The sequence below is a fragment of the Variovorax sp. GW822-FHT04E09 genome (assembly GCF_058800845.1).
On the sequence record NZ_JBXAMR010000011.1, the window covers coordinates 80,285 to 91,771 of the forward strand.

Annotated in this window: 12 protein-coding genes; 2 read left to right on the forward strand and 10 right to left on the reverse strand. The window is 67.6% G+C overall.

The window, feature by feature from the left end; genetic code table 11:
* Nucleotides 1–3 precede the first annotated feature (3 nt).
* Both AC1RL8_RS29370 and trxC read left to right on the forward strand, forming a co-directional pair.
* Nucleotides 4–534, forward strand: a complete 531-nt coding sequence (locus AC1RL8_RS29370; RefSeq protein ID WP_492687271.1) for a TPM domain-containing protein — start codon at nucleotides 4–6, stop codon at nucleotides 532–534.
* A 61-nt stretch (nucleotides 535–595) separates the two neighbouring features.
* Nucleotides 596–1,045, forward strand: a complete 450-nt coding sequence (trxC, locus tag AC1RL8_RS29375) for a thioredoxin TrxC (RefSeq protein ID WP_070063801.1) — start codon at nucleotides 596–598, stop codon at nucleotides 1,043–1,045.
* 18 nt (nucleotides 1,046–1,063) lie between these two features.
* Here the strand turns inward: trxC and AC1RL8_RS29380 are convergent, their stop codons facing one another.
* The 10 genes from AC1RL8_RS29380 to atpG all read right to left on the reverse strand — a co-directional run bounded on the left by AC1RL8_RS29380 (nucleotide 1,064) and on the right by atpG (nucleotide 11,469).
* The gene (locus AC1RL8_RS29380) at nucleotides 1,064–1,588 is read right to left on the reverse strand and encodes a DUF3617 domain-containing protein (RefSeq protein ID WP_492687272.1); all 525 of its coding nucleotides are present in this window, start codon (nucleotides 1,586–1,588) and stop codon (nucleotides 1,064–1,066) included.
* 69 nt (nucleotides 1,589–1,657) lie between these two features.
* Nucleotides 1,658–2,356, reverse strand: a complete 699-nt coding sequence (locus tag AC1RL8_RS29385; RefSeq protein ID WP_492687273.1) for a phosphatase PAP2 family protein — start codon at nucleotides 2,354–2,356, stop codon at nucleotides 1,658–1,660.
* A 52-nt stretch (nucleotides 2,357–2,408) separates the two neighbouring features.
* Nucleotides 2,409–3,575, reverse strand: a complete 1,167-nt coding sequence (locus AC1RL8_RS29390; RefSeq protein WP_492687274.1) for a Gfo/Idh/MocA family protein — start codon at nucleotides 3,573–3,575, stop codon at nucleotides 2,409–2,411.
* 158 nt (nucleotides 3,576–3,733) lie between these two features.
* On the reverse strand, nucleotides 3,734–4,699 hold the full coding sequence (locus tag AC1RL8_RS29395; protein ID WP_095747005.1) for a substrate-binding domain-containing protein: 966 nt from the start codon (nucleotides 4,697–4,699) through the stop codon (nucleotides 3,734–3,736).
* Between the two features lie 44 nt (nucleotides 4,700–4,743).
* Nucleotides 4,744–5,781, reverse strand: coding sequence for an ABC transporter permease (locus AC1RL8_RS29400; RefSeq protein ID WP_492687275.1), 1,038 nt, complete (start codon nucleotides 5,779–5,781; stop codon nucleotides 4,744–4,746).
* On the reverse strand, nucleotides 5,747–7,282 hold the full coding sequence (locus AC1RL8_RS29405) for a sugar ABC transporter ATP-binding protein (RefSeq protein ID WP_492687276.1): 1,536 nt from the start codon (nucleotides 7,280–7,282) through the stop codon (nucleotides 5,747–5,749). Before AC1RL8_RS29405 ends, AC1RL8_RS29400 begins: the two co-directional genes overlap by 35 nt.
* Nucleotides 7,279–8,448 (reverse strand): ROK family protein, encoded by a 1,170-nt coding sequence (locus AC1RL8_RS29410; RefSeq protein ID WP_447748871.1) that lies wholly within the window; start codon nucleotides 8,446–8,448, stop codon nucleotides 7,279–7,281. Before AC1RL8_RS29410 ends, AC1RL8_RS29405 begins: the two co-directional genes overlap by 4 nt.
* A 248-nt stretch (nucleotides 8,449–8,696) precedes the next feature.
* A complete protein-coding gene (locus tag AC1RL8_RS29415) occupies nucleotides 8,697–9,116 on the reverse strand; it encodes a F0F1 ATP synthase subunit epsilon (RefSeq protein ID WP_492687277.1) in 420 nt (139 codons plus the stop codon).
* Nucleotides 9,117–9,134: 18 nt separating this feature from the next.
* Nucleotides 9,135–10,550, reverse strand: coding sequence for a F0F1 ATP synthase subunit beta (gene atpD, locus AC1RL8_RS29420; RefSeq protein ID WP_062480184.1), 1,416 nt, complete (start codon nucleotides 10,548–10,550; stop codon nucleotides 9,135–9,137).
* 43 nt (nucleotides 10,551–10,593) lie between these two features.
* The gene (gene atpG / locus AC1RL8_RS29425; protein WP_062480182.1) at nucleotides 10,594–11,469 is read right to left on the reverse strand and encodes a F0F1 ATP synthase subunit gamma; all 876 of its coding nucleotides are present in this window, start codon (nucleotides 11,467–11,469) and stop codon (nucleotides 10,594–10,596) included.
* Between the last annotated feature and the right edge of the window lie 18 nt (nucleotides 11,470–11,487).

The following is an 11,487-nucleotide window of genomic DNA, read 5'->3' on the forward strand; positions in this document are numbered from 1 at the left end:
CTCATGGCAACTGCAGACCCCACGCTCCTCTCGAAGCTGGGCCGCATCTGGCGGCATCGCTGGACCGACGAAGCCGCCGTGCGCCGTGTGCTGCCGGCCGACGCGATGCAGCGCCTGGCCGGCCGCGTGGCCGCGAGCGAGCGGCGCCACAGCGGCGAGATCCGCATCTGCGTCGAGGCCGGCCTGCCGATGTCCTACCTGTGGCGCCACGCGCCGCCCCGAGAGCGCGCCGTGACGCTGTTCGGCAAGCTGCGCGTGTGGGACACCGCACACAACAACGGCGTGCTGATCTACCTGCTGCTGGCCGAGCACGCGATCGAGATCGTGGCCGACCGCGGCATCGACGCCCATGTGGGCTCCGCCGAATGGGCCGCCATGACGCAGCGCATGGCCGTGGCCTTCCGCGAAGGCCGCTTCGAGGACGGCATCACGCTGGCGCTGGAAGAGGTGTCGGCGCTGCTGATGGCCCACTTCCCGCTGGCCGACGACCAGCCCGACACCAACGAGCTGCCCGACGCGCCCGTGGTGCTCTGAGGCCCGGCGCCCTCGGCGCCGGCGCCTTGCAATCCGTGTACATGGCCCCTATTTTTCGGGCATGACCGAATCCGAATCGCTGCACATCGTCTGCCCGCACTGCCACACGACCAACCGCGTGCGCACGGCGCAACTGGGCAGCGCGCCCGACTGCGGCAGCTGCCACCGCCCGCTGTTCACCGGCCACTCCACCGCACTGCCCGACGTGGCCACCTTCGATCGCCACATCGCGCGCAACGAGATCCCGGTACTGGTCGATTTCTGGGCGCCCTGGTGCGGCCCGTGCCGCCAGATGGCGCCGGCCTACGAACAGGCGGCGGCCCAGCTCGAACCGCAGGTGCGGCTGGCCAAGGTCGACACCGAGGCGGTGCAGGCGCTGGGCGCGCGCTTCAACATCCGCAGCATCCCGACGCTGGCCCTGTTCAAGGGCGGGCGCGAGGTCGCGCGGCAGGCCGGCGCAATGGGCGCGGCCGACATCGTGCGCTGGGTCAAGGCCAACGGCGCAGGCTGATCCGACCACCGGCCGCGCTCACTTGCGCGGCGGCATCTTCGCCATCGCGTCGAGCATATTCATCTTCATGCCGTTGCCCATGACCATGTCGCCCGGCTTCTGGCCCGGCTTGCAGGGGCCGACCCACCTGGCGTCGACGACGCTCGTGCCTTCGGTGCGCCCCATCAGCGGCGGGCTGTAGGTCGACTTGCTTTCGACGCGGTAGGCGCTGCTGAAGTCGCCGCTCATCACGGCGCGCGAGGTCGCGGTGGTCGGCCCGATCTTGCAGACCGAGTCGATGACCAGCTTCACGCCTTCGAGGCGCAGGTCCTGCTTGGAACACATGTCCTTGCCCATGCCCTGCCCCATCTCGCGCATCGCCTTGTCGGTGGCCGCGTCGATGCATTGCTGGATCGTCTGGCCCGGCGTCTTGGCCGTGACCGCACCGCCCTCGCCGGTCTGGATTTCCCACAGGCCCGGCTTGCGCGCCGGGTAATCGATGGCCAGCGCGGGGCCGGCGAGAAAGCAGGCGGCGGCAGTGATGGAGAGCAGGCGAAAGGTCATGGCGGGCTCGGTGGACGGCGATGCCGCTTTGTACCGTCGGCGCCCGCGCGGCGGAATACCGCGATCGGTCTACGCCGCGACTGGCGCCAGGGCCGCTGATGGGCGCTCACGCAATGCGAAGCCCAGCGCCAGGCCCAGCCCGAGGCCGCCCAGCACATCGATCAGCACATGCTGGCGCACGGCCATCGTCGAGTACACGATGGCCACGGCCCACGCGAGGTTGAGCAGCCGCAGCCAGCCCGGCGCGCCGGCTTCGCGCAACTGCCGCGCCAGCACGATGCAGGCGAAGACCGAGAACGACACATGCAATGAAGGAAAGGCGTTGCCCGCCGCATCGAAGGTCTTGAGGAAGTGCAGCGACGAGCCCGGTGCAGCATCGATCGCGAAGTTCGGGATCGCCGTGGGCATCCACCAGAACACGGCCAGCGCGATCGCCGTCATCACCGCGCAGCCGATGGCGATGGTGTTCAGCTCGCGCCGATCCCTGGCCAGCAGCACCGGCAGTGCGATGTAGGCCCACAGCGTGAGGTACACCGGCAGCATCGCCGGCCAGAACGCGATCAGCCGGTCGACGGCCGTGAGCGGCAGCACCCACGCCGGCCCGGCGTGGTGCATGACCCAGAAGTACAGCGGGAAGAAACCCAGCGTGGCGACGGTGTTGCCGGCCAGCTTGAGCAGCCACAGCGTGCGGCAGCGCTGCCAGAGGGCGCGCGACCATGAAGGCTGAGGCGAAGGGGCGTCGAAAGAAGAAGAGGAGGAATGCGTCATGGCGGCCGCTGGTGCCGCGGCCTCGCCTCGTTTCAACGAGGCCCGTGCGCGGCTACCAGGGCGTCCACTTTAATTCGCTTCCAGCCGACACCACCGTGCGTTCGATGAAACGCACGCCGCGCGCACCATCTTCCACGCGCGGATAGTCCGCCGCCAGTGGATCGGCCACCTGCCCCGCGAGCCGCGCTCGGATGTCCGCCGCCACGCCCGCATAGACGTTCGCGAATGCCTCGATGAAGCCTTCGGGATGGCCGGCCGGCAGGCGGCTCGCGCGCCGCGCCGACTCGCACAGCCAGGGCGCGCCGCGCGTGAGCACGCGCCGGGGGCCGTCGTGCGGCAGGTGCACGAGCTGGCTCGGCTGCTCCTGGCGCCATTCGAGCGTGCCCAGCGTGCCGGAGACGCGCAGGCGCAGGTCGTTCTCCAGCCCGGTGTTGATCTGCGAGGCCACCAGCACGCCGCGCGCGCCGCCTTTGAAGCGCAGCAGCAGGCTGCCGTCGTCGTCGAGCAGGCGGCCCGGCACCAGCGCGCCGAGGTCGGCGCACAGGCTCTCGATCTCCAGGCCGGTGACGGTGGCCACGAGGTTCTCGGCGTGCGAGCCGATGTCGCCGATGGCGCCGGCCGCGCCGCTGCGCGCGGGGTCGGTGCGCCAGTCGGCCTGCTTGTTGCCGCCCGCGGCTTCCACGTGGCTGGCGAGCCAGCCCTGGTTGTATTCGACGACGACCTTGCGGACCTCGCCGATCTGGCCCGTGCGCACCATCTCGCGCGCCTGCCGCACCATCGGGTAACCGGTGTAGTTGTAGGTCACGCCGAACACCGTGCCCTGCTTCGCCACGGTGGCGACCAGCGCATCGGCCTGCGCGCGCGTGTGCACCAGCGGCTTGTCGCACACCACATGGAAGCCCGCCTCGGCGAAGGCCTGCGCCACCGGGTAGTGCACATGGTTGGGCGTGACGATCGAGACGAAGTCGATGCGCTCATCGGCCGGGCGCTTCAGCTCGTCGGCCAGCAGCGCCTGCCAGTCGCCGTGGTTGCGATCGTCGGCCAGGCCGAGGTCGCGGCCCGAGGCGCGCGCCTTGTCCGGGCTCGACGACAGCGCGCCGGCGACCAGCGCGATCTGGCCGTCGAGCGCCATGGCCTTGCGGTGCACGGCGCCGATGAAGGCGTCGCGACCGCCGCCGACCATGGCGCAGCGCAGCGTGCGAAGAGGGGTATCGCTCATCAAGCTCCTCGGTATTCCTGACTTGGTCACTGTCCCCTCTCCCTCTGGGAGAGGGCTAGGGTGAGGGCATCGGCCTTGGCATGCGCACAACCTGTGCCGGTGCTGCTGCCCTCACCCCAACCCTCTCCCCGAGGGGAGAGGGAGCAAGGCGAACCGCCTCAGAACGGCGAGTTCGGGTGGTAGAAGTCCTTGGCGTTTTCCTTCGTGATCAGCACCGACGGAATGATCGTCGTCGCCGGCAGCTTCTCGCCCTTCAGGCGCGCCTCGGCCGTGAGCTTGATCGCGTCGTAGATGAACTTGGGCGAGTAGCTCACGTCGGCCGTGATGCGCTTGTCCTTGCCGTCCATGATGGTCTTGACCATGTCCTTGGCGCCCGCGCCGCCGAACACGATCTTGATGTCGTCGCGCTTGGCCTGCGAGATGGCCTTGAGCACGCCCACGGCCATGTCGTCGTCGGCGGCCCAGATGGCGTCGATCTGCTTGAAGCGCGTCAGGTAGTCCTGCGTGACCTTGAAGGCGTCGTCGCGGTTCCAGTTGGCGTACTTGGCATCGAGCAGCTTGATGTCGGGGCTGCCCTTGAGCACGGCGTTGAAGGCGTCCATGCGCTCGTTGTCCAGCGTGGTCGCGATGCCGCGCAGCGCCACCACATTGCCCTTGCCGCCGAGCTGCTTGACGATGTACTCGGCCGGGATCTTGCCGAAGGCGGTGTTGTCGCCGGCCACGTACGCGTCTTGCGCGCTGGTGTCGGTCAGGCCGCGGTCGACCACGGTGACGTACGCACCCTTGGCCTTGACCTGCGCGACCGGCTTGGTGAGCGCGGCCGATTCGAACGGGAACACGACGAGCGCGTTGATCTTGGTGACCGTCGACAGGTCCTGCAGCTGGTTGGCCTGCTCGGGCGCGTTGGCGGCGGTCTTGATCGTGATCTTCAGGTCCTTGTGTTCTTTCTCGAGGTCCTTCTTCGCCTGGTTGGCCCAGTAGTTGATGCCGCCCATGAAGCTGTGCGTGGCCGCGGGAATCGACACGCCGAGGTTGACCTTGTCCGCGGCAAGCGCGGGCAGGCTGGCGGCGAACGCTGCGGTGGCAACCGCCGTGAGCGCGAGGCGTCGGGTGAAAGTCGTCATGCTGGATGTCTCCTCTTTGGTGGTGGAACGGAACGAACGGAAAACTAGCGGCGCCCGCGTTGAAGGAACGCGACGACGATGATCACGAAGCCCTGGACGGCTGCGTTGAGGTACACGCTGATGATGCTGGTGAGGTTCAGGATGTTGCTGATGACCGAGAGCAGGATCGCGCCCACCACCGTGCCGGTGATGCTGCCCGCGCCGCCCTTCAATGCGGTGCCGCCGACGATCACCGCGGCAATGGCTTCGAGCTCCCACAGCAGGCCGGTGGTCGGCGAGGCCGAGCCCAGGCGCGGCACGTACAGCAAGGTGGCAATGCCCACGCACACGCCGAGCAGCACGTAGGTGAGGATCTTCACGCGGTCGACGTCCACGGCCGCGTAGCGCGCCACCTGCTCGTTGGAACCGATGGCCTGCACGTAGCGCCCGTAGGCCGTGCGGTTCAGGATGACGCCGCCGATGACCGCGACGATCACGAACACCCACACCGGCACCGGGATGCCCGCAAGGCTCGCGTAGTACACCGGCGCATAGAGGTCCGACAGCTCGTTGTCGAGCGTGAGCGCGCCGCCGTCGGCAAAGTACGTGAGGTACGCGCGGAAGATGCCCAGCGTGCCCAGTGTCACGATGAAGGGCTCGATGCGTCCCTTGGTGATGAGCAGGCCGTGCGCCAGGCCGAACAGCGCGCCGAGCACCACGGCGAGCACCGCGCCCATCATCACCGCCATCAGCGGCGAGCCCGAGGCGGGGCCGGCCCAGTTGATGAACATGATCACGCTGCCCGCGATGAGCGCGGCCATCGAGCCCACCGACAGGTCGATGCCGCCCGAGATGATCACGAAGCACATGCCCACCGCGATGATGCCGATGAAGGCCGTGCGCGTGAGCACGTTCATCGCGTTGTCGACCGTGGCGAAGTCGCCGTTGAGCAGCGTGCCCGCGATGCACAGCAGCACGAGGCCGATGACCGGGCCGAGGCCGTGCAGGCGCTCGGTCCAGCGCGGCGTGCCTTCGCTGCGGTGTGGCTGCTGCGGCTGCTGAGCGGCGTCAGGCTGCGTGGGTGTCTGCGGTTCCGGTGGCATGAGCGATGAGCTCCTCTTCAGTCAGGTGGGTCGCGTCCAGCGTGGCAACGAGCCGACCCGCGCGCATCACCGCGACGCGGTGGCACAGGCCGATCAGCTCCATCAGCTCGGACGAGACGACGATCACCGCGAGGCCTTCGCGGGCGAGTCGCTGGATCAGGAAATAGATGTCGCGCTTGGCGCCGATGTCCACGCCGCGCGTGGGCTCGTCGAGCACCACCACCTTGGGCTGCGGCTGCAGCACCTTGGCGAGCGCGAGCTTCTGCTGGTTGCCGCCCGACAGCGACGAGGCCCGCACGTCGAGCGAGCCGGTGCGGATGCCGTAGTCCTTCACCGCCTCGCCGAGCGCCGCGCGCTCCGCGTCGGGCTTGAGCCAGGGCTGCGCGTAGCGCTCCAGCGCCATCAGCGTGAGGTTCTGGCGCAGGCCGAAATGCACGTGCAGGCCCTTGCCCTTGCGGTCTTCGCTGAGATACGTGAGGCCGTGTTTCGCGGCATCGCGCGGGTTGCGCCAGCCCTTGCCGTGGGGCACGGGCTCGCCGCGCATCTCGACGGTGCCGCTGGCGGGGCGCAGCCCGAGCAGGCCTTCGAAGAGTTCAGTGCGGCCCGCGCCGACGAGGCCCGCGAAGCCGAGGATCTCGCCGGGGCGCACCTCGAAGCTCGCGTCCTGCGCCCAGCCGGGCACGCTGAAGTTGCGCACGCGCAGGGCGGGCTTGTCGGCGGCCACGACGAGGTCGCGCGGCGGGTACAGGTCGGCGAGTTCACGGCCCACCATGAGGTTGGCCATCTGCTGGCGCGAGACATCGGGCGTCGGTGCGCGCGCCACGAAGCGGCCGTCGCGCATCACGATCACCTCGTCGGTGACCTGCTCCACCTCGTCGAGCTTGTGCGAGATGTAGACGATGGTCACGCCGTCGGCGCGCAGCTGGGCGATGAGCTTGAACAGGCGCTCGGTCTCGCCGGGCGTGAGCGTGGCGGTGGGCTCGTCCATGACGAGCAGGCGCGCGCGCCGGGCGATGGCCTTCGCGATCTCGACGAGCTGCTTCTCGGCGACGATGAGGCGGCGCACCTTGGTGCGCGGGTCGATGGCCAGGCCGACGGCGGCGAGCGCGGTGGCGGCATCGCGCTCCATCGCGGCGTCGTCGAGCAGGAACCCCTTCTTTTTCTCGTGGCCCAGGAAGATGTTCTGCGCCACGCTGAGGTCTTCGGCGAGGTTGAACTCCTGGTGGATCAGCACGATGCCCAGTGCCTCGGCATCGCGCGAGCTCGTGAAGCTTTGCGGTTGGCCGTTGATGCGCAAGGTGCCGCTGGTCAGCGACTCGTAGCCCGACAGGATCTTCATCAGCGTGGACTTGCCCGCGCCGTTCTCGCCGAGCAGGCCGTACACGCGCCCCGGCGCGAGCGCAAAGCTCACGCCGTGCAGCACCTGCACGGGTCCGAAGGCCTTCACCACGCCGTCAAACTCGACGGCCACGCTGCCCTTGGTTGCCACGGCGTTCGTCATGGCGCCACCCCGCGGGCCTTGAGCGTTTCCTGCATCGCCAGCACGCCCGCGCCGACGAGGCCGCCCTGCGTGCCCAGCGGCGTGTATTGAATCTCGAGGTGCCGCGTCGACAGCGCCAGCGAGCGCTGGTAGACGCTCTGGCGCACGGCCGCGAGAAACAGCGGCCCGATGCGCGTGATGCCGCCGCCGATGAACACGTGCGAGGGATTGAAGAAGTTCACGACCGACGCGAGCATCTGCCCGATCAGGCTGCCGGCGCGCTGGATGATGGCGTTGGCCGCCGGGTCGCCGCCGCGGCTGGCCTGGCCCACGTCGAAGGCATCGATGCGCCCGCGCGAGCGCAGGCATTCGGCGAGCGTCGCGCTTTCGCCGGCTTCGGCCGCTTGCATCGCCATGCGCGTGATCGCGGGGCCGGCCGCCATCGCCTCGACGCAACCCAGGTTGCCGCAGTGGCAGCGCGGGCCTTCCTGGTCGACGCAGATGTGGCCCACGTCGCCGGCCGAGCCGGCCGCGCCGCGGTACACCTCGCCGTGGCAGACGATGCCGCAGCCGATGCCGGTGCCGATCTTGATCACGAGGAAATTGGAGAGCGAGCGCCGCAGCCGCCACAGCTCGCCGAGCGCCATGAGGTTCACGTCGTTGTCCACGAACACGGGCGCCGCATAGTCCTCGCGCAGGTAGTCGCGGATCGAGAAGCTGTCCCAGGCCGGCATGAGCGGCGGGTTCACGAGCTGGCCGATCTCGAAGTTGACGGGGCCGGGCACGCCGATGCCGATGCCCAGCACGTTCCGTGGGCCCTGCCCGCAGCGGGCCAGCAGTTCGCGCATGAGCACGCGCACGCGCGCCAGCACCACGGCCGGGCCTTCGCGCACGTCGGCGGCTTCCTCGTGCTGGGCCAGCACCGTGAGGTCGGGACGCAGCACCGCGACATCGAGGCTGGTGGCGCCGATGTCGATGCCGACGAGCACGCCGAGTTCGGCATTGAGCTGGAGGTTTTCGGCGCGGCGTCCGCCCGAGGAGCGCTGCAGGCCGGCCTCGGCCAGCAGGCCCTGGTCGACCAGGCCGGCGATGAGCGCGTTGGCCTTGCTCTTGGAGAAGCCCAGCTGCTCGGCCATGGCATGGCGAGAGCCGCCGGCCGACCAGAAGGTCGATTCCAGCAACCGCATTTCGTCGGTCGTGATGCCGCTCCAGGGTGCCACGCGTGTTGTCTCCGCTCTTCTTGTGGGAAAGGCGCCGGTCAGAAAGCACCGGTCGCCGGGCGAAGGCGAATACTAGGAGGGCATCTTCAGCCGGGCAAGGCTGAACTTCGACCTATTTCAGATCGAATGCACCTTCATCCTGGCTCGGACGGACGAAAAAAAGCCGCCCGGAGGCGGCTTTTTCTTGGCTTCTGCCCGAGGGCAGCGGCTTTGATTTACTTCTTTTGGCGGTACTTGCGCAGCGCAGCGATCTGCGCAGCCATCACGGCCAGTTCCGACTGCGCCATCGCGATGTCGATGTCGCTCTTCGCGTTCTTCAGCGCTTCCTCGGCGGCCGCCTTGGCGTGGTTGGCCTTCTCGTCGTCGAGGTCCTTGCCGCGGATCGCGGTGTCGGACAGCACGGTGACGGCGTCGGGCTGCACTTCGAGGATGCCACCGGCCACGAAGACGAACTCTTCGCCGCCGTCGGCCGTCTCGATGCGCACGGCGCCGGGGCGGATGCGCGTGATCAGCGGCGTGTGACGCGGATAGATGCCGAGCTCACCGGCTTCACCGGGCAGCGCGACGAACTTGGCTTCGCCCGAGAAGATTGACTCTTCCGCGCTGACCACGTCGACGTGAATGGTGTTTGCCATCTGAGTTCCCATGTCGCCTTAGGCGACCTTCTTGGCTTTTTCGAACGCTTCGTCGATGGTGCCGACCATGTAGAACGCTTGTTCCGGCAGGTGGTCGGCTTCGCCGTTCACGATCATCTTGAAGCCGCGGATGGTTTCCGACAGCGGCACGTACTTGCCCGGCGAACCCGTGAACACTTCGGCCACGTGGAACGGCTGCGACAGGAAACGCTGGATCTTGCGAGCGCGGGCCACGGCGAGCTTGTCGTCGGGAGCCAGTTCGTCCATGCCCAGAATCGCGATGATGTCGCGCAGTTCCTTGTAGCGCTGCAGCGTGCCTTGCACGGCGCGGGCCACGTTGTAGTGCTCTTCGCCGACCACGTTCGGGTCGAGCTGACGCGAGGTCGAGTCCAGCGGGTCCACGGCGGGGTAGATACCCAGCGAAGCGATGTCACGCGACAGCACCACGGTCGAGTCCAAGTGGGCGAAGGTCGTGGCGGGCGACGGGTCGGTCAAGTCGTCGGCAGGGACGTACACGGCCTGGATCGAGGTGATCGAGCCGACCTTGGTCGACGTGATGCGCTCTTGCAGGCGGCCCATTTCCTCGGCCAGCGTCGGCTGGTAGCCCACGGCGGAAGGCATACGGCCCAGCAGTGCCGACACTTCGGTACCGGCCAGCGTGTAGCGGTAGATGTTGTCCACGAAGAACAGCACGTCGCGGCCTTCGTCGCGGAACGACTCGGCGATGGTCAGGCCGGTCAGGGCCACGCGCAGACGGTTGCCCGGGGGCTCGTTCATCTGACCGTAGACCATGGCGACCTTGGAGTCTTCGAGCTTCTCGAGGTTCACGACGCCGGAGTCGGCCATCTCGTGATAGAAGTCGTTGCCTTCACGGGTACGTTCACCCACACCGGCGAACACCGACAGACCCGAGTGGGCCTTGGCGATGTTGTTGATGAGTTCCATCATGTTCACGGTCTTGCCCACGCCGGCACCACCGAACAGGCCCACCTTGCCGCCCTTGGCGAACGGGCACACCAGGTCGATCACCTTGATGCCGGTTTCCAGCAGGTCTTGCGACGGCGACAGTTCGTCGTACGCGGGAGCCTTGCGGTGGATGGAGGCGGTCAGCGTCTGGTCGACCGGACCACGCTCGTCGATGGGCGCGCCCAGCACGTCCATGATGCGGCCCAGCGTCGCCTTGCCCACGGGCACGGTGATGGGGGCTTGCGTGTTGGTCACGATCAGGCCGCGGCGCAGGCCGTCGGAAGAACCCAGCGCAATCGTGCGGACCACGCCGTCGCCGAGCTGCTGCTGGACTTCGAGCGTCAGTGCGCTGCCTTCGAACTTGAGGGCGTCGTAGATCTTGGGCATCTTGTCGCGCGGGAATTCCACGTCGACCACAGCGCCAATACACTGAACGATCTTGCCTTGAACTGCTTCTGCTTGAGCCATGTCTGCTCCGATAAAAATTTAAATCTGTTGAGGTCCGAAGGGCTCAGACACCGGCGGCCGCCGCAGCGCCCGAAACGATTTCCGAGAGCTCCTTGGTGATGCCAGCCTGGCGGGTCTTGTTGTAGACCAGCTTCAGCTCGCTGATCACATTGCCTGCGTTGTCGGTGGCGGCCTTCATGGCCACCATCCGCGCCGAATGCTCGGACGCCATGTTTTCTGCCACGCCCTGGTAGACCAGCGACTCGACATAGCGGACCAGCAGCTCGTCGATCACGCTTTGCGCATCGGGCTCGTAGATGTAGTCCCACGAGTGCTGGCCTTCCTCGACTTGCAGCGAGTCTGCGGCCAGCGGCAGCAGCTGCTCGACGAGCGGCTCCTGCTTGATCGTGTTGATGAACTTCGTGTAGCACAGGTACACGGCCGAGAGCTTGCCTTCCGCGTAAGCGTCCAGCAGGGTCTTGACCGGGCCGATGAGCTTGTCCAGATGCGGCGTGTCACCCAGGTGGGTGACGTGCGCCACCACGCGGGCACCGATGCGGTTCAGGAAGCCCAGGCCCTTGCTGCCGATGGCGACCGACTCGATCGCCACGCCGGCCGACTGCGCTTCGCGCAGCTTGGCCGTCACGGCGCGCAGCAGGTTGGTGTTCAAGCCACCGCACAGGCCCTTGTCGCTCGTCACGATGATGAAGCCGATCGCCTTGGCGTCGTTCTTCTTCATGAAGGCGTGCGTGTACTCGGGATTCGCCTTGCCAAGGTTCGCCGCGATGTTGCGGATCTTCTCGCTGTAGGGGCGTGCGGCACGCATGCGCTCTTGCGCCTTGCGCATCTTGGAAACCGAGACCATTTCCATGGCCTTGGTGATCTTCTTGGTGTTCTCCACCGATTTGATCTTGCCGCGGATTTCCTTACCAGCTGCCATATGAGCTCCTTCTTGCGT

Bases quoted from the DNA above. Each gene is read 5' to 3' on its own strand.
- AC1RL8_RS29370 (WP_492687271.1), top strand. From the start codon at position 4: ATGGCAACTGCAGACCCCACGCTCCTCTCGAAGCTGGGCCGCATCTGG.
- trxC (WP_070063801.1), top strand. From the start codon at position 596: ATGACCGAATCCGAATCGCTGCACATCGTCTGCCCGCACTGCCACACG.
- AC1RL8_RS29380 (WP_492687272.1), bottom strand. From the start codon at position 1,588: ATGACCTTTCGCCTGCTCTCCATCACTGCCGCCGCCTGCTTTCTCGCC.
- AC1RL8_RS29385 (WP_492687273.1), bottom strand. From the start codon at position 2,356: ATGACGCATTCCTCCTCTTCTTCTTTCGACGCCCCTTCGCCTCAGCCT.
- AC1RL8_RS29390 (WP_492687274.1), bottom strand. From the start codon at position 3,575: ATGAGCGATACCCCTCTTCGCACGCTGCGCTGCGCCATGGTCGGCGGC.
- AC1RL8_RS29395 (WP_095747005.1), bottom strand. From the start codon at position 4,699: ATGACGACTTTCACCCGACGCCTCGCGCTCACGGCGGTTGCCACCGCA.
- AC1RL8_RS29400 (WP_492687275.1), bottom strand. From the start codon at position 5,781: ATGCCACCGGAACCGCAGACACCCACGCAGCCTGACGCCGCTCAGCAG.
- AC1RL8_RS29405 (WP_492687276.1), bottom strand. From the start codon at position 7,282: ATGACGAACGCCGTGGCAACCAAGGGCAGCGTGGCCGTCGAGTTTGAC.
- AC1RL8_RS29410 (WP_447748871.1), bottom strand. From the start codon at position 8,448: ATGCGGTTGCTGGAATCGACCTTCTGGTCGGCCGGCGGCTCTCGCCAT.
- AC1RL8_RS29415 (WP_492687277.1), bottom strand. From the start codon at position 9,116: ATGGCAAACACCATTCACGTCGACGTGGTCAGCGCGGAAGAGTCAATC.
- atpD (WP_062480184.1), bottom strand. From the start codon at position 10,550: ATGGCTCAAGCAGAAGCAGTTCAAGGCAAGATCGTTCAGTGTATTGGC.
- atpG (WP_062480182.1), bottom strand. From the start codon at position 11,469: ATGGCAGCTGGTAAGGAAATCCGCGGCAAGATCAAATCGGTGGAGAAC.